The 26687-nt window shown below is 65.5% G+C and carries 16 protein-coding genes; 8 read left to right on the top strand and 8 right to left on the bottom strand.

Annotated features, from left to right (window positions below; translation table 11 throughout):
• Window positions 1–27: 27 nt before the first annotated feature.
• Both FCS99_RS11590 and pepN read right to left on the bottom strand, forming a co-directional pair.
• Window positions 28–2037 carry an alkyl/aryl-sulfatase gene (locus FCS99_RS11590; protein WP_138512704.1) on the bottom strand — a complete coding sequence of 670 codons (2010 nt, stop codon included), beginning with the start codon at window positions 2035–2037 and terminating at the stop codon, window positions 28–30.
• 96 nt (window positions 2038–2133) lie between these two features.
• Window positions 2134–4728 carry an aminopeptidase N gene (pepN, locus tag FCS99_RS11585; RefSeq protein WP_138512702.1) on the bottom strand — a complete coding sequence of 865 codons (2595 nt, stop codon included), beginning with the start codon at window positions 4726–4728 and terminating at the stop codon, window positions 2134–2136.
• A gap of 713 nt (window positions 4729–5441) precedes the next feature.
• Here pepN and FCS99_RS11580 point away from each other — a divergent pair.
• Both FCS99_RS11580 and FCS99_RS11575 read left to right on the top strand, forming a co-directional pair.
• Window positions 5442–5762: a DUF4212 domain-containing protein gene (locus FCS99_RS11580; protein ID WP_138512700.1), complete on the top strand. Its 321-nt coding sequence runs from the start codon at window positions 5442–5444 to the stop codon at window positions 5760–5762.
• A 12-nt stretch (window positions 5763–5774) separates the two neighbouring features.
• Window positions 5775–7652 (top strand): sodium:solute symporter family protein, encoded by a 1878-nt coding sequence (locus FCS99_RS11575; RefSeq protein ID WP_138512698.1) that lies wholly within the window; start codon window positions 5775–5777, stop codon window positions 7650–7652.
• Here the strand turns inward: FCS99_RS11575 and FCS99_RS11570 are convergent.
• Window positions 7649–9184, bottom strand: a complete 1536-nt coding sequence (locus FCS99_RS11570) for a M61 family metallopeptidase (RefSeq protein ID WP_138512696.1) — start codon at window positions 9182–9184, stop codon at window positions 7649–7651. The two genes, FCS99_RS11575 and FCS99_RS11570, sit on opposite strands and share 4 nt — an antisense overlap.
• A 214-nt stretch (window positions 9185–9398) precedes the next feature.
• Between FCS99_RS11570 and FCS99_RS11565 the strand changes: the two genes are divergently transcribed.
• Entirely contained in the window at window positions 9399–9983 is a 585-nt protein-coding gene (locus FCS99_RS11565) for a thymidine kinase (RefSeq protein WP_138512695.1), read from the top strand.
• A gap of 148 nt (window positions 9984–10131) precedes the next feature.
• On the top strand, window positions 10132–11904 hold the full coding sequence (locus tag FCS99_RS11560; RefSeq protein WP_233352785.1) for a M61 metallopeptidase family protein: 1773 nt from the start codon (window positions 10132–10134) through the stop codon (window positions 11902–11904).
• A 58-nt stretch (window positions 11905–11962) separates the two neighbouring features.
• On the opposite strand, the gene FCS99_RS11555 is transcribed toward FCS99_RS11560, so the two are convergent.
• The 3 genes from FCS99_RS11555 to FCS99_RS11545 all read right to left on the bottom strand — a co-directional run bounded on the left by FCS99_RS11555 (window position 11963) and on the right by FCS99_RS11545 (window position 18311).
• Window positions 11963–13099 carry a pyridoxal phosphate-dependent aminotransferase gene (locus tag FCS99_RS11555; protein ID WP_138512693.1) on the bottom strand — a complete coding sequence of 379 codons (1137 nt, stop codon included), beginning with the start codon at window positions 13097–13099 and terminating at the stop codon, window positions 11963–11965.
• A gap of 141 nt (window positions 13100–13240) precedes the next feature.
• Window positions 13241–16231 carry a TonB-dependent receptor domain-containing protein gene (locus FCS99_RS11550; protein ID WP_138512691.1) on the bottom strand — a complete coding sequence of 997 codons (2991 nt, stop codon included), beginning with the start codon at window positions 16229–16231 and terminating at the stop codon, window positions 13241–13243.
• A 268-nt stretch (window positions 16232–16499) separates the two neighbouring features.
• A complete protein-coding gene (locus FCS99_RS11545; RefSeq protein WP_138512689.1) occupies window positions 16500–18311 on the bottom strand; it encodes a M61 metallopeptidase family protein in 1812 nt (603 codons plus the stop codon).
• 319 nt (window positions 18312–18630) lie between these two features.
• Here FCS99_RS11545 and FCS99_RS11540 point away from each other — a divergent pair, with 319 nt between their 5' ends.
• From FCS99_RS11540 to FCS99_RS11525, 4 genes are read left to right on the top strand one after another with little or no spacing between them, the layout of a single operon-like run.
• A complete protein-coding gene (locus FCS99_RS11540; RefSeq protein ID WP_138512687.1) occupies window positions 18631–19896 on the top strand; it encodes an aminotransferase class V-fold PLP-dependent enzyme in 1266 nt (421 codons plus the stop codon).
• Window positions 19893–20846 carry an ornithine cyclodeaminase family protein gene (locus FCS99_RS11535; RefSeq protein ID WP_233352784.1) on the top strand — a complete coding sequence of 318 codons (954 nt, stop codon included), beginning with the start codon at window positions 19893–19895 and terminating at the stop codon, window positions 20844–20846. The genes FCS99_RS11540 and FCS99_RS11535 overlap by 4 nt, the downstream gene beginning before the upstream one ends.
• Window positions 20843–22165 (top strand): APC family permease, encoded by a 1323-nt coding sequence (locus tag FCS99_RS11530; RefSeq protein ID WP_138512685.1) that lies wholly within the window; start codon window positions 20843–20845, stop codon window positions 22163–22165. The genes FCS99_RS11535 and FCS99_RS11530 overlap by 4 nt, the downstream gene beginning before the upstream one ends.
• Complete coding sequence (locus tag FCS99_RS11525) at window positions 22162–23655, top strand: S10 family peptidase (RefSeq protein WP_138512683.1); 1494 nt, start codon at window positions 22162–22164, stop codon at window positions 23653–23655. Before FCS99_RS11530 ends, FCS99_RS11525 begins: the two co-directional genes overlap by 4 nt.
• Here the strand turns inward: FCS99_RS11525 and FCS99_RS11520 are convergent, their stop codons facing one another.
• Both FCS99_RS11520 and FCS99_RS11515 read right to left on the bottom strand, forming a co-directional pair.
• A complete protein-coding gene (locus tag FCS99_RS11520) occupies window positions 23656–24627 on the bottom strand; it encodes an ornithine cyclodeaminase family protein (protein ID WP_138512681.1) in 972 nt (323 codons plus the stop codon).
• Complete coding sequence (locus tag FCS99_RS11515; RefSeq protein ID WP_138512679.1) at window positions 24627–26672, bottom strand: amidohydrolase family protein; 2046 nt, start codon at window positions 26670–26672, stop codon at window positions 24627–24629. Before FCS99_RS11515 ends, FCS99_RS11520 begins: the two co-directional genes overlap by 1 nt.
• Window positions 26673–26687 lie beyond the last annotated feature (15 nt).

Genomic DNA, 26687 nt, shown 5'->3' with positions numbered 1-26687 from the left:
TTTCACAGAAAAGCCCGGGCCTTTTTTCTATGGCGTCACGATCGGGAAGCCTGCTTCCGGGGTTTCCAGGAGGCTGAAGAAGCGCATCAGCGCCAGCCGGTCGCCGCGGACGGAGAAGTCCTCGCTTGCCAGCATGTCGGCCAGCCCGGCATCCCGGGCGAGCAGACGCAGCCAGAAGGTGCGGGTCAGCGTGATGACGGCATCAGACTCGCCGGTTGCGGCCCCGGCATTCTCCAGTTGGACATGCCGCATGACACCATTCTCGATCATGACCTGGAAGGTCTCGCCGGTATCGGTGAAGTCGAACACGAATTGCAGGTCCCGCTCTGCCGCACGCGGCCCGTCCAGCCGGACCGACATCGCCTGGAAATAGAGATCCAGCGGGATCGCCCGCACCAGGCCGCCCGCGCTGGCTTCCGCATTGAAGATCTCGACCCCGTTGCGCAGTTCGAAGGCGCCGGTCAGATAGACATCCCGCCAGGGCCCGCTGCGGGCACGATAGCCCAATTGCTCATAGGCGCGGGCGAGGGCTTCGCGCGCCGTGGCCGAGTCGGGTGAGGCAAACACGGCATGCTGGGCGAGCTCGGCGGCCCAGCGTGTCTCCCCCGTGTCCAGCGCGGTCTCGACCGCGTCCAGTACACTGTCCAGTCCGCCCATGGCGCTGACATAGCGTTCCGCCGCCTGGGCGCGCGGGATCGGATCGAGATGGGCCGGCACGGCATCATACCAGCCGAAATAGCGCTGATAGACCGCCCGCGAATTGTGCCGCAGCGTGCCGTAATAGCCGTGGACCGAGGCTTCCGCGGCGAGGCTTTCGGGCAGGGTGATGGTCTGGGCAATCTCGTCCGGCGTCAGCCCCTGGGAGGCCAGGCGCAGGGTCTGGTCATGGATGTATTTGTAGATGTCACGCTGGGCGGCGAGATAGCGCTGGCTCTCGGCCTGTCCCCAGACCGGCCAGTGGTGGGAATTGAAGATCACATCCGTGCGCGGACCGAAGCGCTGCCGGGCCTCTTCGATGGCGGCGGACCAGGCCAGGGCATCGCGGACCTGGGCACCGCGCAGCGTGTAGAGATTGTGCAGGGTCCGCGAGACGATCTCGGCGCCACACCAGGCCCGAAATTGCGGAAAATAGACGGTCAGTTCCGCCTTGGCCTCGCTGTCCGGGGCATGCTGGAACTCCATCTCGACGCCATCGATCACCAGCGTCTGCCCGGTCCGGGAAATCGTGTCCGTGACCGGGGCGATGGAGACGGAGCCATAGGCCGGTTGCGGCCCCAAACCGGTGGAGACATGCCCCCGCGGACTGGCGGGCAGGGGGCGGCCGAACATGTAATCGGCCCGCCGCGACATGACGGCCCCGGCCAGCACATTCTCGCTGATCGACTCCATCGTGAAATGCTCCGGCGCGATGATCCGGATATCCCCGCTGGCCAGGTCTTCGGCCGAGGCGACGCCTTCGACACCGCCGAAATGGTCGATGTGGGAATGGGTGAAGATGATGGCCGCGACCGGCCGTTCGCCCAGTTCGCGATTGACCAGATGCATGGCCGCACGAGCGGTTTCCGCTGCGGTCAGCGGGTCGATGATGATCCAGCCGGTCTCACCGGCAATGATCGACATGTTGGACAGGTCATAGCCGCGCACCTGGTAGATGCCGGGGGTGACCTCGTAGAGCCCGTGCAGATTGGCCAGGCGGGCCTGGTGCCAGAGATCGGGATGCGCCGTTGCCGGGGCGGGGGCGTCCAGGAAGTCATAGCGGCCGGGTTGCCAGATCACCGCCCCGTCCGGACCAGTGATGGCCAGATCCGGCTCGCGCGCCAGCAGACCCCGCTCGGCCAATTCCAGATCGAGACTCTGACGCTCGGCATCAACCTCCTGCGCGGCGTTCGCCTGCGCGGCCAGCGTGGTGGTGTCGGCCGGGCTGAAGCTGTGCTCATCCGTGCCGGCCTGCTGCACCGGAAGATCGGCCTGCGGACCGGAACAGGCGGACAGGCTCACGGCCAGCGCGACGGCGCCGGCAGACAGGATCAATCTCATGCGGCCCTCCCCGGCCATGGCATGCCGGCTCCTGGAATGGCCGACGATTCGAAGGACCAGTTTGCCACAGCCCGGGGCGGTGCGGGATTTTCCTGTCTAGCCACGCAGTGTCTTGGTGATGACCTCTTTCAGATTGGTGCTCTTGGCTGCGGCCAGCACGCGCTCCAATGCGGCCCGGGCGTGGGCCTGGCGGTTGTTGTCGAAGCGTTTCCAGGTCTCGAAACTGCGCACGATCCGGGCCGCCGTGCCCGGATTGATCGGGTCCAGCTGGATCAGCGCCTCGGCCACCAGGTCATACCCGCTGCCATCCTCGGCGTGGAAACAGACCGGATTGGCATTGGCGAAGGCGCCATAGACCGACCGGGCCCGGTTGGGGTTTTTCAGCGAGAACAGGGGGTGACTGGCCAGCTTGCGGACGCGTTCCGTGCCGTCCTGAGGCGCCATGGCCTGCAGGGAGAACCATTTGTCCATGACCAGCGGGTCGCTTTTCCAGCGCGTCTCGAATGTCGAAAGCGCGCGGTCGAAGGCGGGTCCGCCGATTTCCGCCAGCGCGCGCAGGGCGGCCATGCTGTCAGTCATGTTGCCGGCTTCACGGAAGGCCTTCAGTGCGAGATCCGCCGAGGCTTCCCCTTCGGCGGCCGCCAGGAACAGGAAGGTCGAGCGCAGGGCGCGACGGCCGATGGCGTCATTGTCCAGCGATTGGGGATCCGGGGCCGGGCGGGCGAATTCCGCCTCGCGCTGATCCGCCAGGGCCGCCGACAGGGCGCGCCTTGTGTCCAGCTGGGCGGCAAACAGGGCCGCCGGGTCCGGCGTGTGCGTCTGCATGATCAGTTCGGACACGGAGGCCGGCCGGATGGCGCGGGCGACAAAGCCCGGCTCGAAATCCGCCCGCTGGAATTCTCCGGCGAGAGCCTCGGCAATCCGCTCCAGCGGCGGGCCGGACTGCGCCTTGCCGTCAGCGCGCGCCAGCATGGCTTCGGCCATCATGAGCTGGCCGGTATCCCAGCGCGTGAACGGGTCGGGATCATGGGCCATCTGGACGAGTTTTTCGTCCTGGGTCAGGTCGGTCTCCACCTTCACCGGGGCATTGAAGCCGCGCAGAATGGCCGGGATCGGCATCTCGGCGGCCCCGTCAAAGCGAAGCTGCGTTTCGGCACTGTCGAAGGTGAGGTGGTGTTCCTCAGAGGCGGTTCCGTCATTGGACAGGGGCAGGACCTGTCCGGCGCTGTCCAGGAAACCGATGCGAAGCGGAATGGGCAGGGGCGCCTTGTCCGTCTGGCCCGGGGTCGGCTTTTGCGACTGGGTGAGGGTCAGCGTGACCTCGCCGGTGCCGGCATCATGCGCCCGCTTCATCGTGAGGGTCGGTGTGCCGGCCTGCTGATACCAGCGGAAGGCGGCTTCGCGGGCTTCGACGCTGCCGAAATCAAAGGCCGCCATGAAGTCCTCCAGCGTGGCCGCCGTGCCGTCATTGTCGTCGAAATAGCGCTGCATGCCCTCGGCAAAGCCTTCGGCACCCAGCAATTCGCGCAGCACCCGCACCACTTCGGCGCCCTTGTTGTAGACGGTCGAGGTGTAGAAGTTCTCGATCGTCTCGAACTCGCTGGGCCGCGGCGGGTGGGCGAGGGGGCCGTCATCCTCGGGAAACTGGATAGCGCGCAGACCCTGGACATCATGGATGCGCTGCAGCGGGCGCGAGCGCATGTCCGAGGAAAACTCCTGGTCGCGATACACGGTCAGGCCCTCTTTCAGGCAAAGCTGGAACCAGTCGCGCAGGGTGATCCGGTTGCCGGACCAGTTGTGGAAGTATTCGTGGGCGACGACGCGCTCGACATTGAGAAAGTCGGCATCGGTCGCGGTGTCCGCATCGGCGAGGAGGAGGGAGGAGTTGAAGATGTTCAGCCCCTTGTTCTCCATCGCCCCGAAATTGAAATCACGTACGGCCACGATGTGGAATTCCGCCAGATCGTATTCGCGCTGGAAGACGTCCTCATCCCATTTCATCGAACGCTTGAGTGCATCCATGGCGAAATGGGCGCGGCCGGCCTGGCCCGGATCGACATGCACGCCCAGTTTCACGGCCTGGCCGGAGCGGGTCGTGAAAGTGTCGAAAATGCTGTCGAAGGCGCCGGCAACCAGGGCGAAGAGATAGGTCGGCTTGGGGTGCGGATCGACGAAGACCGCATAATGCCGGCCATTCCCGGCATCGCCGTTTTCCACCGTGTCGCCATTGGAGAGGAGGGTGGGGAAATTGTCCTTGTCCGCTTCCACCCGCACCGTGAAGCGGCTCAGGCAATCGGGCCGGTCGAGGAAATAGGTGATCCGCCGGAAGCCTTCCGCCTCGCACTGGGTGCAATAGCGTCCGCCCGACATGTAGAGCCCCATCAGGGCGGTATTGTCCTTCGGCGCGATCGTGACGCTGATTTCCACCTCGGCGGTTTCGCCCAGGCCGAGCAGCGTCAGCGATGTGTCGGTCAGCTCATACCGGTCCGTGCCGACGGTCTGGCCATCAATCGCCACACTGTTCAGAACCAGTTTTTCACCCTGCAGCGTGATCCGGTCGGCATCCTTGTCACGGCGCACCAGTTTCAGCCGCGAAATGACCCGCGTGGCCTCCGGCGACAGGCTGAAATCCAGATGGGTTTCCGGAATCTCATAGGCCGGTGCGGTGTAGTCTCTCAGGTGAACGGTCATGGAAACCTCGACGGCGTGACGGTTGGACAGGCGAGGCTAACCTGAAGTCGGGCCTTCGCTCCACTGCGCTGTCAGTGGGGGGCAGGTCAAACAGCGCCACGCGCTTTCACGCTGGCGATATGAGGAGTGCGGGACGCCATCCGGCATCGTCGCTAATGAATTTGTGAGTGACACCGAAAGGCGTCCCGCACACGGAGATTTCCTCCCGCCTCTCGACGGGTATTCAAGACCGGGTGGGTACAGGTGCCGAACCCTTGGCACCAGCGGACCCCCTCGATAGCCGTTCCTTCCTTCCGGTGGTCAGCCCGGATGTCCGAAACGCTCCGCTAACTCATCACCCCCGACCTGACCGGGCCGGGCCTCGAGTGGTGAAGAGGCGAGAGGGAGTATGGAGTTGGATGTCGGGGGAGGGGATAAGTTTTCCTCCCCATTTCATGGGGAGGTGTCCGCGCAGCGGACGGAGGGGCCGGCGAAGCCGGAATTCGGCGCTGACGCGCCGCCCCTTCGACCCGATGCTGCGCATCGGCCCACTTCCCCATCAAATGGGGAAGAAAGACACTCCTTCTCCCCGGGGAGAAGGGGTTTCATGGGCTTGCGGATTCCATTCTCGCCGGCCCCTTTTTTCCGGACCAGGACGAACTCCGGCTCGCCAAACGGGCCGCTTGCTGACAGATTTCGGGTGAAGCCGAAAACGGCCGGACGGGGAGGGCAGTATGAGCGAGCTGAAACCGGGTGATGGGGAGATCTATCCGCCGGAGGCGGAGGTTGGGGCGGGTGCCGCGGCGCGGGCCTATTGGCGTGAAAACCTGACCCTGATGGGGATTCTGCTGGCGATCTGGTTTGTCGTGTCCTTTGGCGCCGGCATCCTGTTCCGGGACTGGCTTGACCAGTTCTCGATTGGCGGTGCGCCGCTGGGTTTCTGGTTTGCCCAGCAGGGCGCGATCTATGTCTTCGTCGTGTTGATCTTCGTCTATTCGGCCCTGATGGGCCGACTGGAGCGCAAGTACAACATGTCCGACGATGACGCGGCATAGGACGGGCTCATCATGGATTCGACCCTGATCTGGACCGCCGTTTTCGTCATCTCGACCTTCGGCCTGTATATCGGCATCGCCATCTGGGCGCGGGCCGCCTCCACCGATGAATTCTATGTCGCCGGCCATGACGTCCATCCCGTCTTCAACGGCATGGCGACCGCGGCCGACTGGATGAGTGCCGCCTCCTTCCTGTCCATGGCGGGGCTGATCGCCTTTGCCGGCTATGACGGATCGGTCTTCCTGATGGGCTGGACGGGCGGTTATGTCCTGCTCGCCCTGCTGCTGGCGCCCTATCTGCGCAAGTTCGGCAAGTTCACCGTGCCCGACTTTGTCGGCGACCGGTATTACAGCCAGGCGGCCCGGATCGTGGCGGTGATCTGCGCGCTCTTTGTCTCCTTCACCTATATCGCCGGGCAGATGCGCGGTGTTGGCATTGCTTTCTCCAACTTCCTGCATGTGCCGATCGAAGTGGGTGTCATCGTCGGCGCGATCATTGTGCTCTTCTACGCCGTGCTCGGCGGGATGCGCGGCATCACCTATACCCAGGTGGCGCAGTATTGCGTGCTGATCTTCGCCTTCATGGTGCCGGCGATCTTCCTGTCGCTGCAGATCACCGGCACGCCGATCCCGCAACTGGGCTTCATCGGCAATGCGCAGGACGGCACGCCCCTCCTGCAGGGGCTCGACACCACGCTCGTGGATCTGGGCTTCCAGCCCTATACGGACGGGTCGAAATCCACGCTCGACGTCTTTGCGATCACGCTGGCCCTGATGGTGGGCACGGCGGGTCTGCCGCACGTCATCATCCGCTTCTTCACCGTGCCCAAAGCGTCCGACGCCCGGCGTTCGGCCGGCTGGGCGCTGATCTTCATCGCCATTCTCTACACGACCGCCCCGGCCGTGGCCGTGTTCGCCCGGTCCAACTTCATCGAGACGGTGAATGAGTCGACCTATGCCGCCGATCTGGCGCCCGAGGAGCGGCCAGCGGATGCGACGCCGGACTGGTTCTACAATTGGGAAGAGACGGGCCTTCTGGGCTTTACGGATCTCAACGGGGATGGCCGCATCCAGTACCGCGCCGATCCGGCGGAGAATGAGGTGACCACGCTGGACCGGGACATTTTTGTCCTGGCCAATCCGGAGATCGGCAATCTGCCGGCCTGGGTGATCGGTCTCGTTGTGGCGGGCGGGCTGGCGGCCGCCCTGTCGACGGCGGCCGGTCTGCTGATGGTGATCTCCTCGGCGGTCTCCCATGATCTGTGCAAGAAAGTCCTGCTGCCGGACATGTCGGAGACCCAGGAATTGCTGGTCGCGCGGACGGCGGCCATGGTCGCCGTCCTGATCGCCATCATCGCCGGCATCTATCCGCCCGGCTTTGTCGCGGCCGTGGTGGCCTTCGCCTTCGGTCTCGCTGCGGCCAGCTTCTTCCCGGCCATTTTCCTGGGGATTTTCTGGAAGCGGATGAGCAAGGAAGGCGCAGTTTCCGGGATGAGTATCGGCCTGCTGACCACCGGCGCCTACATCATCCATTTCAAAATCGGTTTCAGCCCGATCGTGACCGGGGTCGTGGCGCTGGTTCTGGCGCTGGCGGGGCTGGTGCTGTTCATCGGCACGCGCACGGGCGGGAGAGGCTCAATGCCGGTGCTCGCGGGATCGGGTCTGTTGGGCCTGGTCGGGCTGCTGGGCGTGACGGGCATCCTGCCCGGCCTTGCGCCGGGCAGGGCCGATGACTGGTTCCTGGGAATCTCGCCGGAAGGCTTCGGTGCCGTGGGCATGCTGCTCGCCTTTGCCGTTTCCATCAGCGTCTCGCTGGCCACCAAAGCCCCGCCGCAGGATGTGCAGGACATGGTCGAGGAGATCCGCATCCCCTCGGCGCGGACCGGCTAGCGGGTCGCGCACGCCGTGTCCGGCACGCCCGGGCGCCGCACCCAGCGATAGCCGGGATAGGTCTCGCCCTCACGCTCCAGCGTGGCGGCCTCTCGCGTGAAACAGGGGCCGAAAGCGTCGTCAGCGGGCACCAGAATTCCGGTCCCGTCCAGCACCACCGCGTCGAACAGGTCGACACTGGCCTGATCGAGCTCGGCCCGGAGCAGGGTGCGCCAGGCATCGAGGTCGAGTGTCTGGCCCTCGGCGCGGAAGGTCAGCACATCCTCGACGAAATCATCCACTGTCCGCCTGCCGTCCGACGCCGCGCGGATACGCGAGTCGAGCTCGGCAAACAGGAGCTCGCCGCGGCGATAGGGCAGGTGGCGGATGAAATTATCGCCGAAACCGACCCGGATGATCTCGGCCGAAGACCAGTCCAGCGCCGGATTGGTGTAGTATTCCCAGGCCACGACATTGATCCGCTCCTGGTATTCCGCCACCGACATGAAGCCGCCGCGCAGGCGCAATTGCGTCGTGTAATAGGAGGTCAGGCCTTCGGAAAACCAGTTCGTGTCGGCCATGGAACCGGCAATGGCGCCGGAGAAATTGTGCAGCATTTCATGGAAGAGAATGCGCGTGGGCATGTCGCTGCCATGCCCGGCATCGCCCGCCGGGGCCGTGGACAGCATGAAACTGTTGGGCAGGGCCGTGGCGCCGCCATGGGGCGGGGCTTCCGGCGCGCGCATGAAGACGCGGAAGCGCGGCGCTTCGCCCAGATAGGCGAACTGCTCGTGCAGATAGCCATAGACCCGCGTGCTTTCCTCCATCAGGGCTTCCGGGTCCCAGGGGAAGTCGCCCAGCCAGGTCCCGCTCAAACCGTTGATGTCGCCGGTCTCCGGGAACCGGCCGGCCGGACCCATGGTGAACCAGCTCTGGCGCAGCCGGGCGGGCGGGCCCTCCAGCTGGAAGTCGCCATCGCCATAGGAGGAAGAGGCCAGCGAGCCCTCGGCCACGTCCGACAAATCCCAGTGCACGTCCGAGCGCGGTGTATCCACATTCTCCGGCAGGAGCAGGAAGCCGGATCCGGCGCCGATGGCACCGACGGCAATGGCGCGCATGTCGAAAGGCGGCCCCCCGCGATGCCCGTCCGGAGCCACAAGGGCCCGATAGGCAATCTCCACCGGGAAGCTCACGGCACGGTCGGCGGTCCAATGGCGGTAATAGGGGAAGCCGCCGGGCGCGGGCTCATCCTCGCTGACGGTCAGGCCGATGACGCCCTGCGCATCGCGGACCTGCAAATCCTCGATCCGGTCGGCAATCCCGCCGACGCCGGCATAGACGACCGGCGCGGACAGGATCAGGCGGTCACCTTCCGTCAGGTTGGCGTCTGGCATGTCGAGTTCGACCCGGATCGCCGTCACCGCGTTTCCGCCATCTCGAACGGGGCGGAAGGTGACCTCGAGTGGTTCGGCTGTCTGGGCCGAAACCGGACCGGCGGCGAGAAGAAGCAGGCCGGCGCATCCGGCGATCCAGTGTTTCAGGGCGTGGGTCATGGCGTCCTCGTGCGGGCGGGCAATCCGGGTTCGGGCGACAGTCTAGACCCGCACCGGCACGCAAGTTATGCCCTTCCTGCCCCGCTTGCGGCTTTTCCTGCATAATTCTTCCCGATCTGCCGCTGCAAACCTGGCCGCAATCCGGGCTGCTTCAGGCTGTGAACAGGCTGGGCTTTGCGTTCGGCGCGCCGCGGAATCGCGCTAGCGAGAGTTCATGTCGAAACTCTACTTCACCTATGCCGCAATGAATGCGGGCAAGTCGGCCATCCTGCTGCAGGCGGCCTATAATTACGGCGAGCGCGGCATGGAGGTGATGCTGTGGACATCCGGCCACCACGCCGCCGGACCGGATGACGCGATGGCCGAGATCGAGTCCCGGATCGGCCTGCGCGCACCGGCCCATGTCTTTCGTGAAGGCACCGATCTGTTCGAGGCGGTCCGCGCGAAGAAGCAGGCCGGCCGGGTCGATGCGATCTTTGTCGACGAGGCGCAATTCCTGACCCGCGACCAGGTCTGGCAATTGGCGAAAGTGGGCGATGAGCTGGGACTGCCCGTCCTGTGCTACGGCCTGAGAACGGACTTCCAGGGTGTGTTGTTCGAGGGCGCGGCCGAGCTGATGGCCATCGCCGATGATCTGCGCGAGGCGCGCACGATCTGTCATTGCGGCCGCAAGGCCACCATGGTCCTGCGGCGCACGGCCGACGGCAAACCGGTCACCGAAGGCGCCCAGGTCGGTGTCGAAAAGGGCGATTATATTTCCCTCTGCCGCCAGCACTGGCGCGAGCAGACCGGACGCTAGGGCGGAATTCGGATACTCGAATGGCCAGCCGCCGGGGCCGGCAGGAGAGTTTATGCGCGGCCGCAAATGACTCCGAAGCCAAAGGCAAGGATTATGCCCGGCGTTTGACGCACCCTGTCCGGACATTGGGGGCCGCAGAGGTGTCAGTATGAAACGTGTTGTGTGGAGTGCCGTTCTCGGACTGGGGCTGGTGGCGTGTACGCCGGACGAGCCGGAGGCTCCGGCCCCGGTCGAGGACGGTGTCACGGTCCTCCAGATGACCCTGCGGCCGGTCCATGACACCGAAGAAGGCGCATTTGTCTCCCTCGACGTGACCCTGCAATTCGATGCACTCACCATAGCCGCCGGGGAGCCGGTGCTGCGCCTGCCGCTGGTGACCAGCAATGTGGATACCGTGGCGACGGTCCTCGGCGATCTCGACGTGCGGGACCCGGCCGGGGCCGTCATGCTGACCGTCGCGGATGTCGACCAGCCGGAAACCTCCGCCGGCGATGCCGTGTCCGGCGGGCCGTCGCGGGAATGGCGCGTCGACCGGCCAGTGCAGGGCCCGGTGACAGTCACCTATACCGTGCCGGCCCATGCAACCTTGCCGCCGCGCGGCCCGGCACCGCCCTTTTCTTTCTCCAATAACGGTGGGGGCGTGTCCGGGGCCGGGCACATCTTCCTCCTCCTGCCGCCAGACGCCGGGCCGTTCGACACGCAAATCCGCTGGGACATGAGCGCCGCACCGGCGGGCACGTCCGGGGTAACCTCGCTGGGGGGCGGTGATGTGCGGGCCAGCGAACCGGTCAGTGCGCGCGAGCTGCGCATGGGCTTCTTCATGGCCGGGGACATCCAGACCTGGCCGGAACCCCTGCCGGAAGACGGCTTCTTCGGCGCCCTGCAAGGGCATCCGCCCTTTGACGGGGAGGCCCTGCTGGCCTGGACCGGCGAGCTCTACGGTCATTACGAGGATTTCTTCAGCCAGACGGATGCCCCGCCCTACGGGGTCTTCCTGCGCGAGAATCCGGTCAATGCCGGTGGTGGGGTCGGTCTGCACCGGTCCTTCGTGACCACTTTCGGCCAGGAGCGCGGCAATGATCCCGAGGCGATCAAACTGACCCTGGCGCACGAAATGTTCCATACGTTCCAGCCCTTCATTTCAGAGCCGGGCGGTCTGGAATCCTCCTGGTTCAGCGAGGGATTGGCGACCTTCTACCAGTCACGCCTGCCGCTGCGCTACGGCATGACCTCGCCGGAGCGGGTTCTGGAAGACATCAATTTCCACGCCGGGCGCTATTACACCTCCATCATGGCGGATGCGCCCAACAGTCTGGTGCCCGAACGCTTCTGGGCCGACACACGGATCCGGACCCTGCCCTATGACCGCGGCATGCTCTATTTCGCGACGATCGATCATGCCGTGCGCACCCGGTCCGGAGGCGCGCGTTCGCTGGACGATCTCATGCTGGCCATGCTCGAGCGCTCCGGCCGCGAAGGCGGGGCCACGAACGCGGACTGGGAAGCCGTGCTGGACGCGGAGCTGGGCGCGGAGGCCGTGACCGGTTTCCGGGCCTTCCTGGCGGGCGAGATCCCGCTGCCGGAACCGGACGCTTTCGGGCCGTGCTTCACGCGGACCCAGGCAGAGCTGCGCCGCTATGAGCTGGGCTTTGACACCGCGGTGCTGGCCGAGCCGGTACGGATCATCCGCGGTCTGGAGCCGGGATCGGCCGCCGCCGAAGCCGGACTGCAAAATGGCGATGAAATCCTTCAGCCCGTCCCGCAGGATCATCTCCAGGGCAGTCAGGACATGACGCTCACCCTGGAAATCCGGCGGGGTGACGCGGTTTTCGACGTGACCTATCTGCCGCGTGGCGAGACCGTTCCGGCCTGGCAGTGGGAGCGGGTCGAGGGCGTGCCCGACAGCGCCTGCGCCCTGTAACGAAAAAAGCCGGACCCGCCAGGGCCCGGCCTTTTTTCTGTGCCGTCCGGTGATCGTCTCAGATCGCCTTGCGGACATTCTCGGCGTGATAGGCCCGCAAGCCTTCGGTGAAGAGGGACAGGCCCTGTTCCAGCCGGTCCACCGGCTGGGCAAAACCGATCCGGACATGACCCGCCAGCGAGAACAGCTCGCCCGGCGCAACGATGACCCCGTAATGGGCAATCAGCCATTCTGAGAAGGCGTGGGTGTCGGTGATGCCGAGCAGGCGCGGGAAGGCGATGCAGCCATGATCCGGCACCCGGCCTTCCACCAGGTTTTCCTGCTCCCACAGGCGATGATAGCGGGCATAGACGGGACGCGCCGCGTCCAGCAGACCGGCGACATAGTCATCGAAGCGGGCCGGGTCTTCCAGCACCAGGGCGGCAATGGCGTGCCCCAGTTTGGAGACGCCGAACGCGTGCCGATCATTAAAATCGCGCAGCGTATCCAGGGTCTCGCCGGAAGCGATGATCCAGCCGCAGCGCACCGTGCTCAGCCCGTAGATCTTGGTCAGGCTGGAGACGGTAATGGCCTTGGGCGACAGGCTGGCCGCGACCGGAGCGCGCTGCGCTTCGGGAACGTAGTCGCTGTAGACCTCGTCCACGACCAGCCAGAAATCATGGGCCTCCGCGAGGGCGACCAAGGCGTCCAGCTGGGCGCGCGGCAGGGGGGCGCTGGACGGATTGTGCAGATTGGACACCACGACCATGCGCGTTGTCGGGCGCAGCGCAGCCTGCAATGCGTCCATGTCGATCCCGAAACCCGGGGCGGGCCGGGGGACATGACCGATCTCGCAACGGTGCGAGCGGGCCAGGCTGTCGAACAGTTCGAAATTCGGCGTCTCGATCAGGATGTGATCGCCGGGCTGCAGCAGGGCGCGGTAGATGGTGTGCAGGCCTTCCGTGGCCCCTGTGGTGCAGATGAAGGCGTCGCGCGGCATGTCATAGCGGCGCGACAGCGCGGCAACCGTATAGGGATTTCCGCTCACGAAGGCGCTGGTGTAGCGGCTTGTCACGGGTTCGGCGAAAGCATCGGCAATCAGTTCGCGCAGCAGGGTTTCCGGTTCGGGAACCGAGCTGTCGAACAGCGACCAGGCTTCGCGGGGTTCATTGCGAAGACGGCCGATGATTTGGCGGATCCAGTGCGCATAGCTCATGAGGCGGGCAATCTTTCCGGGGGAGGATCGGTCAGGACGGGAAGCGTTTGGGTCGTCCGGCGGCAGGCGCTTCTGCGCGCCATGAAAAAACAGGGGTGGACCGGATCGGGCCTGTCACCGGCCCACCCCTGCACAGGTCCCCTAGAACCTGAAGTTGGCCCCAACGAAGTAGCGGCGGCCCAGGATGTCGCCATAGCTCAGCGACGGGTAGGACGGCTCTTCATCGGTCAGATTGGTGATACCGGCACGCAGGGTGAGATCGGCATTGATCTCGTAGGCGCCGGAGATCGAGTGGGTGATGTTCCTTTCGAGATACGGGTTCGGCGTGCTCTCGATCGTGGCATTGGCCTCGGCGACAACATCATCCAGATAGGACAGCTGGTAGGTCAGGCGAACCGGACCCCGGGTCCAGATCGCGTCGAACCGGCCGCTCCAGTCCGGCGTGTCAGCCGTATTGTCCGTCCGCTCCTCCGTGGCACCCACCACTGACGTCGTCAGCGACGAGGTATGGGTGGCCTCGAGGCCGAGGGTCAGCTGACCCGGGTCGAAGCTGGTGAACACGTCTTCCAGCGGTACCAGGTACTGGGCCGAGATCACTTCACCTTCAAAGGTGATGCGACCGGCATTGACCGTCGTGGTGCGGCCTTCGACCACCGTCCCGGCCGGGTTCGTGCCATCCGGCGCGGCCAGGCGGGTGAAGGCGGAACACATCTCGACCGGCTGGTCGACATTGTCATAGCAGGCGGCCATGAAGTCTTCGGTCGTGAAGGCGACCAGGCCATCGGTCAGGTCAATTTCCAGACGGTCGACCGAGAGTGTCAGGCCCGGAAGGAAGCCCGGCTCGTAGACGAAACCGAAGGTCGTCGTGTCCGAGATCTCGTTCTCCAGATTCGCATTGCCGCCCGTGGTCACGGTCGTGACGCTGAAGTTCTCGGCCGGGTCCTGGAAGGTGGCGAGATTGCCATAGGCCGGGTTGGCCGCCCATTCCGCTTCACAATTGGCCCGACGCACAGCCGGGTTCGGGCCCGAATTGATGCGGTCGGCATCACACGGGTCGACACCGGCATTCGAAACGACCGTATTGGTCGGCGCGAACAGCTGGGTCAGGGTCGGAGCGCGGAAGTTCCGGCTCTGGGAGGCCCGGATCATCAGGTCATCCGTGACACGCCAGCGCAGACCGGCACCCCACACGCCCTCTTCGCCGGCGATGGAATTGTCGACGAAACGGTAGGAGCCGGAGAATTCCAGTTCCTGGACGAGCGGCAGGGTGAAGTCACCGCCCACGATCGGGATGAGGACTTCGGCGGAGAGTTCGTGCGTGTTGTAGTCGCCGGACGTGGCGAGTGTCGTCGCACCCGTGCCGACCAGGCCGAGCTGGTTGGCTTCGAACGGGTTGAACTCGGCTTCTTCAGAGCGGTGCTCATAGGCCAGGACATAGTCGATCGGACCGGCCGGCAGATCGAACAGCGTGCTGCCCAGCGTGGCCAGGAAGTCGACCTGTTCATTGACATAGGTCTCGCCGCTCGGCGTCGTCACATAGGCTCGCGCCGCGTCGGAGATATTGCCGTAGCCGAACGGGTTGAGGGCGGCGCAGTTCGGATCGTCATTGGTGGTGTCCGCATCCGCATTGATGGCGCAGATGGCGCCGCCGGCACCGTCGCTGACGGCGGCCAGGGCGTTCTCGAACTCAGTCAGGAGTACACCCCAGGAGAAGCTCTCGCCTTCCACACGGGCAAAACTGCCGGACACCGTCCAGTAGAAGTCCCGGTCACCGGCGGCGAACTCGCCTTCCAGGCCGAGCATGGCGCGATAGCTGTCCGTTGTGTGCGTGGTCGTGTCCGTCGGGGCCAGCTGGCCGTCGAAATGCTTGGACAGCCACATCGGTGCGCCGAAGCCGAAGCCCGGATTGGCCGAGGACAGGGCCGCGATGGCATCGCTGGTCAGGAACGGGTTGGTGAAGTTGAACATGATGGCGCCATAGGGGGCCCCATTACCGTTCAGCACCGTGCGGGAATGACCCTGGGCGCGTTCTTCCGCTTCCGTGTTGGCGTAGAGGAATTCGGCGTTCAGGCGCAGGGTCGGCGACAGGTCGTAATGCCCGATGGCATTGAAGGACTGGCGCTCCACGCCCGTGCGCAGGCCGGCCAGCTCGCTGTAGCGGAAACCGTCACCGCCTTGGGCAAACGGAATGCCCAGGATATTGCCCGGATCGTAGGGAATGATGGAGCCGTCTTCACCGAACTGGGCCGGGGCACCATTGACCTGGACCAGGAAGTTCGGCGGCGGGGCCGGCAGCGAGAAGACGATGCCGTTCGTGTTGAAGTTCCAGAAATGCGCCGGGATGACTTCGGCCACGGACGGAATGCCGTCATCCGGGCCGGTATCCAGCGGATTGCCCTGGGTGATGCGGGAGAGGTTGGACCGCGGACGATCCGAGAAGCTCAGCATCGGCGAGGAGGAATACTCGGCGTTGAAGGCGATATTGCCGCGGCCTTCGTCGAAGTTCAGGCCGCCCGTGAAGCGCAGGGAGGGCTGCTCGTAATCGCCATACTCCCAGGAATTGCCGTACTGGGCGTCGACTTCGAAGCCTTCGAAATCATCCTTGAGGATGTAGTTCACGACACCGGCAATGGCGTCGGACCCGTACACGGAGGCACCGCCGCCCTGCACGATTTCGACCCGCTCGATCAGGCCGGTCGGAATGATATTGCTGTCGACGCGCGCTTCGCCCATGCCGGACGAGGTCGTCACGAAACGGCGGCCATTGACCAGGGTCAGCGTGCGGCCGGCGCCGAGGCCGAACAGGGCCGGGTATTGCTGGCCGTCGCCGGAGGAATTGCCGCTGCCATCCGCCTGGTTGATCTGCGGTGCCATGGACGGCGTGTTGTTGATGATGTCGGCGGCGGTGGTGAAGCCGCGGTCTTCGATGACCTCTTCACCCACATAGGCGACCGGCGCCGACGTGGAGGAGGCGGTGCGGCGGATGCGCGATCCGGTCACCACGATGATTTCTTCGTCACCGCCCGAGGCGCTGGTGTCGTCGGTTTGGGCCATGGCGGCCGGCGCGGCAAACAGCACAACGGAGGCGATCGCCGTGGTCGTGTACAGCCGCTTAAAATTCGAGGTTTTCATACTACTGGTCCCTTCCAAGCAAATGAGGCGCGCTGGCTGTTGTCCTCTGTCGGGTATGCCTGTCCCGCCCGCTTGTCAGAGTTTAGGCAGATGGCGCGAATAATTTAGGCGTTTTTAGGCGGGTTGAGGGCAGGCCATGCCCTCGCTTGTGTGAAATACCAACAAGGGCTCGCATTATTTTTCCCGCCAAACCGCCAGATCGTGAATTAGAAAAGCCCCGGGCCATGAACCCGGGGCTTTCAGGGGGCATTCCGGTCCGGCCGGCTGGCTAGAGCGGGCAGGCGGCGTCCTCGACGCCGGGAATGCGCTCCCAGGTGTAGACGGTCACGGCTTCCCCGCGCGGCAGATAGTCCAGCGTGAAGTCGCGACCGTCCCGGCGCACGCTGAGGGATAGCGTGCTGGTATCATCCGACTGGACGCCCTCCAGGGCGACCGATTGCAGGATTTCATCGCCCTCGCGCAAGCCGGCGGCCTCGGCATTGGACCCGGCCACCAGGCCGGAGACCAGACGCGGCCGGGCCACGAGCGAGGCGGGGTCAAAGCCCAGTTCGAACACGCGGCTTTGGGTTTCCACCCGGTCGAAACAGGGGCCATAAGCGTCGGCCGGCGGGACTTGCAGGGCCCCGTCCATCATCGCCCAGAAGTCTTCGCGGGCCGGTTCGCCGAGTTCGGCGGCAACAATGTCGGCCCAGGTTTCCGCGGTCACTGGCGTGCCGGCATTGCGCATCCCATCCAGCTCGAAGAAGAGGTCATTCATGCTCCGTGCACCATCGCTGGCGGCGCGGACCTCGGCGTCGACAGTGGCGAAATAGAGCGAGCCTCGATCATAGGGCAGGGAGCGGACCCGCGTGTCCGACCAGAACAGGCCGGGGATCTGGTCATTCGGCAGGTCGTTGATCGCATTGGTATAGTAGCGCACTGCGTGCTTGTTCACATCGGCGATGTACTGCTCCGGCGTCATCAGGCCGGCTGCCAGCGGAACCCGGCGCGTGAAAAAGACATTGGCGCCCTCGGAGAACCAGGACGTCGCCCCCGGCTGACCGGACACGCCGCCCACCCATTTATGGCTCATCTCGTGGATGATGGTGATGTTGATCCCGTCCAGTTCTTCCGTGTCCTCGGCATAGGAGAGCATGAAGGAGTTGATCAGCCCGGCCCCGCCGCCGCCCGGATAGGGATTGGCGCGGGCGAAGAAGGTGTAGGGCTCCGGGTTCTCGGTGCCGAAGAAGTCCAGTTGGGCTTCATAGACCAGCTCGGCCCAGGGCATGACCGTGTCCGGATCGAAGGGCGGATTGTCCGTCCAGTAGGCCCGGTAGGGATGGTTGCCGGCCTCATCCGGGAAATGCCCCATGGGGCCGGCCATGTAATAGGCGGTGACCAGGCGGCTGGCCGGTCCCGGCGTCATGACGGATCCTTCGCCAAAGCTGGAGGCGCCGATCGAACCCTCCGGCATGGCGGACAAATCCCAGTCCAGATTGACCATGAAGGGGCGCGGCGTGGCGGGCACGACGAGGAAGGTATTGCCCGCGCCGGAGACGATCTCGTCATTGAGGCGCAGATCGAAGGGTGGGCCGGCGCCCAGTTGCGGGATCACCAGATCGATCGGGGCGCGATAGGTCACGGTCACAACCCCTTCCAGATCGCGCTCGGCCTGCCAGTGGCGCCAGTAGAGGAAATTCGTCGGGTCGGGGTCCTCATCAGCGCGGACGAGCGGCACGGGTCCGGCATCGTCCTGCACGGAAATGTCGGCAATCCCGTCCTCGCCATAGGCGACCGCCTCGACGCCGGCGAAGATTGCGGGCGAGGTCAGGAAGGGCGTGTTCGCCTCGACCGGCAGGCCGGCCATTTCAAGGGTCACATCGATATAGGCGGGCTGGTTATCGCTGGCGGTCTGGATCCCGCCAGGGGCCAGGGTGACATGCAATTGCGGCAGGGCCGGAGAGGTGGCGGCCGGCGCGGGGGTGGCGGCGTCGCGTGTCTCTTCCGCCGGTGTGCAGGCGGCGGCCAGCGTCAGGCTGGCCACAAGGGCGGCCAGGCGCAGCCCGTGATGATGTCTCGACTTGTTGGCGTTCGCCGGCATGGACACTCTCCCTTGACCCGGTCCGGAGGATAGCGAAGCGGGGGCGGAAAGGTTTTGCCATTTCACCGGTTTCGACAGGCAAGATTATTCGCGAACGGGCGTCAGGCCCGCTTTTTTCGCATCACTTAGCTGTCCGGATGGGCATTACCGATATGTAAGGTCGCGCAACACCCGTTTCCCGGCAAGACAGTTCTTTACGGGGCTGCTTGACGCATAACGAATGCGCCGGGGCCGGTCTGGGAGCGTGATAAGGAATGAAACCGGGCTGGCCAGGCTTCTATTCTCAAGGCCAGCTGTCAGGTGTTTGGAGGAGGCCGCGATGACCGAAACCGTGAAACAGGGACTGACCCGCCGGGCCTATCTGGCCGGAGCGGCGGCTCTGCCGCTCGCCAGCGGCGCGGCGCAGGCGGCCGGCCAGTCCGGGGCGGCGCCGGAGCCCGGCCTGTCCGCCCTGCCGGATGTCACGGAATTTCCCGGCATTGAGGGCACCTATCTCAATTCCGGCTCGGTCCACCCGGTCAGCCAGGGTGCGCGCCGCTCCGTGGAGACCTATCTCGCCTCGCGCAGCATGAACGGGGAGGGCGGTGATTATTCGGTCGGCCGTCTGCGCCGCTCCGTGCTGGAACGCTATGCCGCCTTCGTGAATGCCGATGTCTCCGAGGTCGCCTACATCACCTCCACCTCGGCCGGGGAGCAGATGGCCGTGCGCTGTCTGGGCCTGCCGCGCCGTGGCGGCCGGATCGTCACCGATGTGCTGCACTTCTTCGGCTCCTTCCACCTCTATAACGAGCTGGAAGCCGCCGGCATGGAGGTCGTCATCATCCCGATGCGCGACAACCGGATCCATCTGGAGGACATGGCTGCCGCGATGACGCCGGACACGCGCCTGGTCTCCGTCTCCGCCATTTCCACCATCAACGGGTTCCAGCATGATCTCGCTGCCGTCACGGAAATGGCGCATGCCCATGGTGCCCATGTCTATGTCGATGCGGTCCACGCGGTCGGGTCCGTGCCGGTGGATGTGAAGGCGTCGGGCATCGATTTCATGGCCAATTCCAGCTTCAAATGGATGATGGGCGATATGGGGCTGGGCTTCATGTATGTCCGCGGTGATCTCATCCCGCAGCTGGAGCGTCCGCAGGCCGGCTATCAGCAGCTGGCGCGCTTCTCCAGCCATGCCTATCCCTATGATCCGCCGGGCGACGCGTTCTTCGAGACCGGCGCCCGTGACGATGCCACCGGCCTGTTCGCCATGGGGACCTACTCCAATACGGGTGTCGCCCATCTGGACTGGTCGCTGGACTATCTGACGCGGCGCGGTGTCGCGAACATCCAGGCCTGGCGCCAGCCCCTGATCGAGAAAGCCCGCCGCGAAATGCCGCGCCTGGGCTTTGAACCGCTGACGCCGGAAGACAGTACCGGTCCGCTGATCGCCTGGGCGCGCGAGAATGCCCGCGCCGATCTCCATGAGCGGATGCAGGCCGCTGGTGTGCAGGTCTCCCTGTCCCGGCACCGGCTGCGCATTTCCCCGTCCGTCTTCAACAGCGAAGCGGATATCGATCGCGTCCTCGAGGCGCTGTCTTGACGGACAGCCCCCTCTTTCTCGATGCAGGCACCGTCCGGCGCACGCTGGACATGGAGACCTGTATCCGCCTGATGCGGGAGGTCATGCCGGCCCTCTCATCCGGCGAGGAGGGGGAATTGCTGCGCTCCTTCATCGCACTGGGCGAAGGGCAGACCTTTGCCCTGATGCCCGGCGCCCTGACCGGCGACCAGGGGTTCGGGGCCAAGCTGGTCAGTGTCTATGCCCATGCCGATCACAAGGCGCATGAGGGACTGGTCATCCTGTTCGACCGGGTCAGCGGCAAGCCGGTCTGTGTCGCCGACGCGGCCGAAATCACGCGCATCCGGACCGCTGCCATGAGCGCGGCCGCGACCGATGTACTGGCCCGCCCGGATGCCAAACGTCTGGCCATGATCGGGACCGGCCAGCAGGCCCGCGCCCATGTCGACGCACTGGCCCGGGTCCGCACGCTTGAGGATATCACCGTCTGGGGCCGCCATCCGGACAAGGCCGAAGGCCTGGCCAAAGAGCTGCGCGAGGCCGGCTATGCCGCGCGGGCCTGTTCCGGAGTGGAAGCCGCGACTGCCGAGGCGGACATGATCTGTACGGTGACCGCGTCGCGCGATCCGGTTCTGCCGGGCAAGTGCGTCCGGCCCGGCACGCATGTCAATCTGGTCGGCTCCTCCGGCCCGATGGCCGCGGAGACCGATACCGAGCTTTTGCTGAAGGCGCATGTCTTCCCCGATCACCGCCCGCATGTGCTGGCCCATGGCGGCGAAGTCCGCCAGGCCATCGACAGCGGCCGTTTCCTGCCCGCCCGCCTGGAAGCCGAAATCGGCGATGTCATGGCCGGACGCGCGCCGGGCCGACCCTCCGTGGCGGCGATCACCGTGTACAAATCCCTGGGTCACGCCGTGCAGGATCTGGCTGCTGCGGCCTGGCTCCATCAGACCCTCCGGAGTCCGAAATGAGTGAGTTGCGTGAGTTGAAACAGGGCGTCGGCCTGTTGCCGGTCGTGGCCCTGGGGCTGGGGACGGCCATTGGCGTGTCGATCTTTTCCGTGATCGCGCCGGCCACCGAACTGGCCGGCCCGGCCATGCTGCTCGCCGTGCCGCTCGCGGCCATCCCGATGTTCGTGATCGCGGTGACCTATGCCTTCATGGGCTCCACCCTGCCCACCTCCGGGGCCTCCTATGAATGGCCGCGCCGTTTCGTGTCGGAGAAACTGGCTTTCGCGATCGTCTGGCTGCGCATTGCCGGCAATGTCGGCGCGATGTTCATCCTCTCCCTGGTGCTGGTGCGCTATCTCTCCTTTCTCATACCCCTGCCGACCAAGGCGGCGATGGCGGGGCTCTTCGTCATCGTCTTCGGTCTGAACTTTTTCGGCGTGGCGCTGGCGGCCTCCATCCAGACCGTGCTGATGGTGGCCCTGCTGATCTTCTTCGGCATCTTTTCCTTTGCCGGCGTGCCCGCGGTCGACCCGGCTGCTTTCACCCCCTTCCTGTCGCAGGGCTGGGGCGGTGTGCTGGCCACCATTCCGCTTCTGGTCGGGCTGTTCTTCGGCATCGAGGCGGCGACGGAAGTGGGCGGCGAGGTGCGGAACAGCCGGCGCAATATCCCGCTGGGGATCGCGGTCGCCATCACGACCTCCGTGGTGGTCTACCTGCTCGTCGCCGGGGTCTGTCTGGGACTGCTGGGTCCGCAAGGCCTGGGGGCGAGCGAGACGCCGGTTCTCGATGCCGTGGCCGTGCTGATCGGCGAAGAGCGTGCCCGCCCCGTCGTGGCCCTGGCCGCCATTGCCGCCATCGGAACCTCGCTCAACGCCCTGTGCATGACCTTCAGCCGTTCTTTCTACGCGATGGGCCGGGCCGGGGCCCTGCCGGAAGTCTTCGGTCGGGTGCATTCCAAATTCGGCACGCCGCACTATGCACTCGCCGCGGCCTTCACGGCCTGCATGGTCGGCCTGCTCTTCCCGGTGAATCTGGCCGCGCTCTTCCTGGCGGTGAACATTCCGGTCCTGCTGAAATTCTGCACCACCTGCCTGTCCGCCATCCGCATCGTGCGGACGCGCCCGGACCTGCACGAACAGGCCGGGTTCAAGCTGTCGTCGAAAGCGGTCCAGGTCTGGGCCGTGCTCGGCATCATCATGGCCATCACCGTGACCCTGCTGGGCATCTCCACGGATTGGCGGCCCTACCTCATTCTCGCCGGCTGGGGCCTGGTCGGCGCGATCGTCTACATCATCCGCCACCGCAACAAGCCGGCGGCCGGACAGGAGCCCGCATCATGATACCGAACCCGACCCGTCTTCTCGCCGCGACGGCCTGCCTCGCCCTGGCCGCTTGTGCCCAGCCCGCCGAACCGCGCGATACCGGTCTGCCGACCGGGGCCAGCGCGGTCAGCGAGCATGCCGGTGTCTTCAATGGTGTGCCCGTGACCTACACCGCGCTGGTGGAAACCACCCTCCTGCCGGGTGAAGATGGCGAAACGGCCGGCCGCATGGTGACGACGACCTATCTGGCCGAGAGCGCGCATCCCGCACACCGGCCCGTGCTCTTCCTCTTCAATGGCGGACCCGGCGCCTCGACGACGCCGCTGCACTTCGGGGCCTTCGGTCCGCAACGCCGCTTCGGTGAGGGCGAAACCGCCGTGCTCGCCCCCAATCCGGACAGCCTGCTGGATGTCGCGGACCTGGTTTTCATCGACCCGGTCGGCACCGGCTACTCCACGCCGGTGACGGAAGAGGAGGGCGCGCAATTCTGGAGCCCGGACGGGGATGCGGCATCGGTCGCGCGTGTGATCGAGTCCTGGCTCAAACGGCATGATCGCGAGGCTTCGCCGCGCTATGTGCTCGGCCAGTCCTATGGCACGGTCCGGGCGGGTGCGATCACCCGCGCTGCACCGGATCTCGACCTGGACGGCATTCTCCTTTTCGCCCTGGTCTCCGACATGCGCGGGGGCGATGTCTCTTACGCCGTGCGCTTCCCGACCATGGCGGCGACGGCCTGGTATCATGGCCGTATCCCGCAGGAAGGCCGGACAGCCGAAGACGTGTTCGAGCAGGCGGTCGAATTCGTGGAAACGCGCTACTGGCCGGCCCTGGAAGAAGGCGAGGCCCTTGCCGAGGCCGACAAACAGGCCCTGGCGGAAGAAATGTCTGCCTGGATCGGGCTGCCCGCCGACTATATCGCCGAGCTCGACCTGCGCCTGAGCAATCGGGACTTCATGCTCCACTTGCTGGAAGATGAAGGCGTGCGCACCGGTCAGCTGGACACGCGGGCCACGCGCTCGCTCGACGCGCCGGCCCAGCGTCCGCCCTATGATGATCCGGGCCTGTCCTATCATCCCGACAGTGTCGACACGGCGGGGCTGGAAACGTCGCAGGGCTTTGATCCGGCCGAGCACGCTTCCATTGTGGAGGCCTATTTCCAGGACTGGCTCGGTTTCGAGCCGGAGACGCCCTATCGCGCGCTCAATCTGGATGTGAACCGGGCCTGGGATTGGGGGCCGGACGGCTTCACCGGTTTCGGCGGTACCAATAGCTATTATGCCGAAGCCATGGCGGCTGATCCGGATCTGCGCCTGTTCTGGGCGGCCGGTTATTACGACCTGTCCACGCCGGCCTATGCGGGGCGCTACGGGCTGGAGCAGGCCGGGGTTCCGGCGGACCGCCTGACCGCAGCCTATTTCCCGGCGGGGCATTCCGTCTTTGTCGGGGAAGCCAATCGGGCCCTGCTGGGCACGGCTGTGCGGGACTTCCTCCTGCCGGACGCAGACTGATCAGAAATCCAGCTCGGGCAGGCCGAGCTCTTCCGCCTTGTCGTGCAGGAATTGGCCACAGACCAGATCCTGCACGATATGTCCGAGGGATTTGTAGACCGTGATCTCGTCAGCCGATATCCGGCCGGCCAGCTGGCCCATATAGACCTGACCGATCTCGCCGACGACATGGTCGTCATCGACCAGGCCGCCCGCCTTGGCCGACAGGAATTCTGCGCCCTGTTCGAGGACACCGGCACGATGGTCGGCGATGAAACGGGACCGGGCCACCAGCGCATTGTCGATCTCGACCGGTCCGGCATAGCTGGACCCGACCACATTGACATGCGTGCCCGGTTTGACGTGTTCGCTTTTGACGACGGGTTCGGATGAGGCGGTCACCGTGCACAGGATGTCGGCCTGCGCCACGGCCCGGTCGATGTCCGGCTCGGCGCGGACATCCAGCCCTGTCAGCCGCGATTGGGTCGCGGCAAAGGCTTCGGCTTTCTCCGGTGAGCGCCCGGTCACCCAGACCGTCCGGAACGGGCGGACCTCGGCCAGGGCGTGAAGGTGTGACACGGCCTGTTCGCCATAGCCCACGAGCGTCAGGACTTCGGCATCGGCCCGGGCCATGGCGTCCGTGGCGGCGGCGCTGGCCGCGCCCGTGCGGATCCCGGTGACCTCGCCGGCATGGACGAGGGCGACCGGCTTTCCGGTCTCCGGCTCGAACATGAGGATGCCGCCCTGGTGGGATTGCAGGCCGGCAGCGCTGTTGTTCGGAAACACGCTCACCAGTTTGGCGCCGAATTCCTGCCATTCGCCCAGCGCGCCCGGCATCAGGCCGAACATGCGGCCCTCTGCCATGCGCAGGATGGAGCGAAGGGGCTGGATGCTCTGTCCGTTCGACAGGGCCATCATGCCCGCCCGTACCAGGCGGATCGCGTCCGGATAGGTGAGGTGTTCGCGAACGAAATCCCGGCCGATGACGCGCATCAGTCTTCGCTTTCCGGGCTCGGCAGGACCACCGGATCCACAAAGGGTTCGATCCCCATGGCGCGGTGCATGTCGGCGGGCAGATAGGCCACGCCATCCTTCATCACCAGGCGAATGCGGCGGATCTCGGAGATGTCCTCCAGCGGATTGCCCGGCACCAGGATGAAGTCGGCGCGCTTGCCCAGCTCGATCGAGCCCAGCCAGGCATCGCGGCCCATATGGCGCTCTGCTTCCAGGGTCGCATAGGCCAGGGTGCGGGCCGGGGAAATGCCGGCCTGGACATAGAGTTCCAGCTCGCGGTGAACGGTGAAGCCATAGCCATTATCCGTGCCGGGCAGAAGGCGGATGCCGGACTGGTCCAGCAGGGCCAGCGTGTCCAGCAGGGCCTGGAAGCCTTCCGTGTATTCGCGGTCGTCCTGCTCGTCATTGATCGTCACGAAGGCGCGGCGGCGGCTGCGCTGCACACCGACCGGCATGTGTTCGACATGGCCGCGCGAGGAAGAGGAGAACTCGCCGGAACGCGACATCATCAGGAGTTCCAGCGTCACCGCCGTCGTGTCCAGGGCCGTGCCATGCTCCTGCATCAGGCGGATCGTGTTCCGGACCGGCTCGGAGTTGAGATCCAGATCACCGCCGCGGCGCATGCCGGTCAGGCGGATCGGGGTGCGGGTGTCCTCACCCTCTTCCAGCATCCAGCCCAGCATGAGCTGGTTGATATGGGCGATGTCGGCATAGCCGGTCTCGATGGCATAGTCCGGCGAGACGAAAGCCGGGACGTGGCCGGTCACCGACAGGCCCCGGCTGTGGGCCTCCTCGACCATGGGGGCGATCCACTCGCCCGGCACGGAATTGTAGATCTTGATCTGCCAATAGCCATGGGCGGCATACCAGCGGACCGCTTCCAGGGCCTCGTCCAGCGAGGCGGCGATCCACCCGGTGTGGACGGAATAGTCACTGCGGCCCTCGATCATGCCGGACAGCATGGCGCGCGGCCCGGCGATCTCACCGTTCTCGATCCGGTCCGTCAGGCGCAGCACGCCCTCCGGGCTGTTCCCCATGTCGCGGACACTGGTCACGCCGGCAGAGATGTAGCGGATGGCATTGCTGGCCCCGAGATGGGCGTGCATGTCGTGCAGGCCGGGCACCAGCGTGCCGCCTTCACCGTCGATGACCAGATGGTCCTCGCCGATCCAGGCCGTCTCGTCCGGCTGGATGGCGGTGATGGAATTGCCGAAGACGGTGACGGCGGAGGGTTCGGACAGCACGCGCTCATCGGGCTGGAAAATGCGCACATTGCGGATCACGACCGGTCGGTCGAATGTGTGGGCCAGCTGATCCTGCAAGGCCTCCAGATGGGCATTCTCCATCTCGGTGCGCAGGGCGGAGAGCGAGCCGGCAATCTCGTGATGGCCGTCCAGAATGGTCATGCCGCCAGAGAAGTTCGCGATCAGGCGATCCTCCCCGTCCAGCAGGACATAGCCCGAGCCCAGGCCCAGACCGGTCAGCCGGAAAATGCGGGCACCGTCAATGCCTTCAAAGGTGAGATCGGTGTCGATTTCCTCGACGGTCAGCGTTCCGGCGGGTGCGACCGGCAGACTGGTCCCGCCCGAGGCGAGCACGGCGCGGACATAGAGGCCGTCACTCCACGGACTGCCATCATTGACGATATAGAGCTGCGGCTCCTCGACCGCGATCGAGCCGTTTTCCGACTGGCTTTCCCAGGTCAGAACACCCTCCGACTGGGTCATGCGCTCTTCGACCGGATCGCCGAACAGGGAATTCCCCGTCACATGCCAGGAGACCGGGATACCGTCTTCATTGAGCTCGATCTCCTGCGTGTTGCGTGCGCCGCGTCCGTTCGACCGGACACCGTATTCCAGGCTGACATGCGGACCATCGATGGTGGCGGTCAGCGAACCGACTTCCTCACCGGCCTGGATGACGACGTATTCATCGACGGTCTGGGCCAGCGCCGCGGTGCCCAGTCCGAGGCACAGACTCAGCGCCGTGACAGCGCGGGTGAGGGAGAGGGGGGCAAAACGCATGACGGGCTCCGCAAT

Origin of the sequence: Maricaulis alexandrii (genome assembly GCF_005871165.1) — a bacterium.
GTDB classification, from domain to species: Bacteria; Pseudomonadota; Alphaproteobacteria; order Caulobacterales; family Maricaulaceae; genus Maricaulis; species Maricaulis alexandrii.
This window is presented reverse-complemented; position numbering and strand designations above follow the sequence as displayed.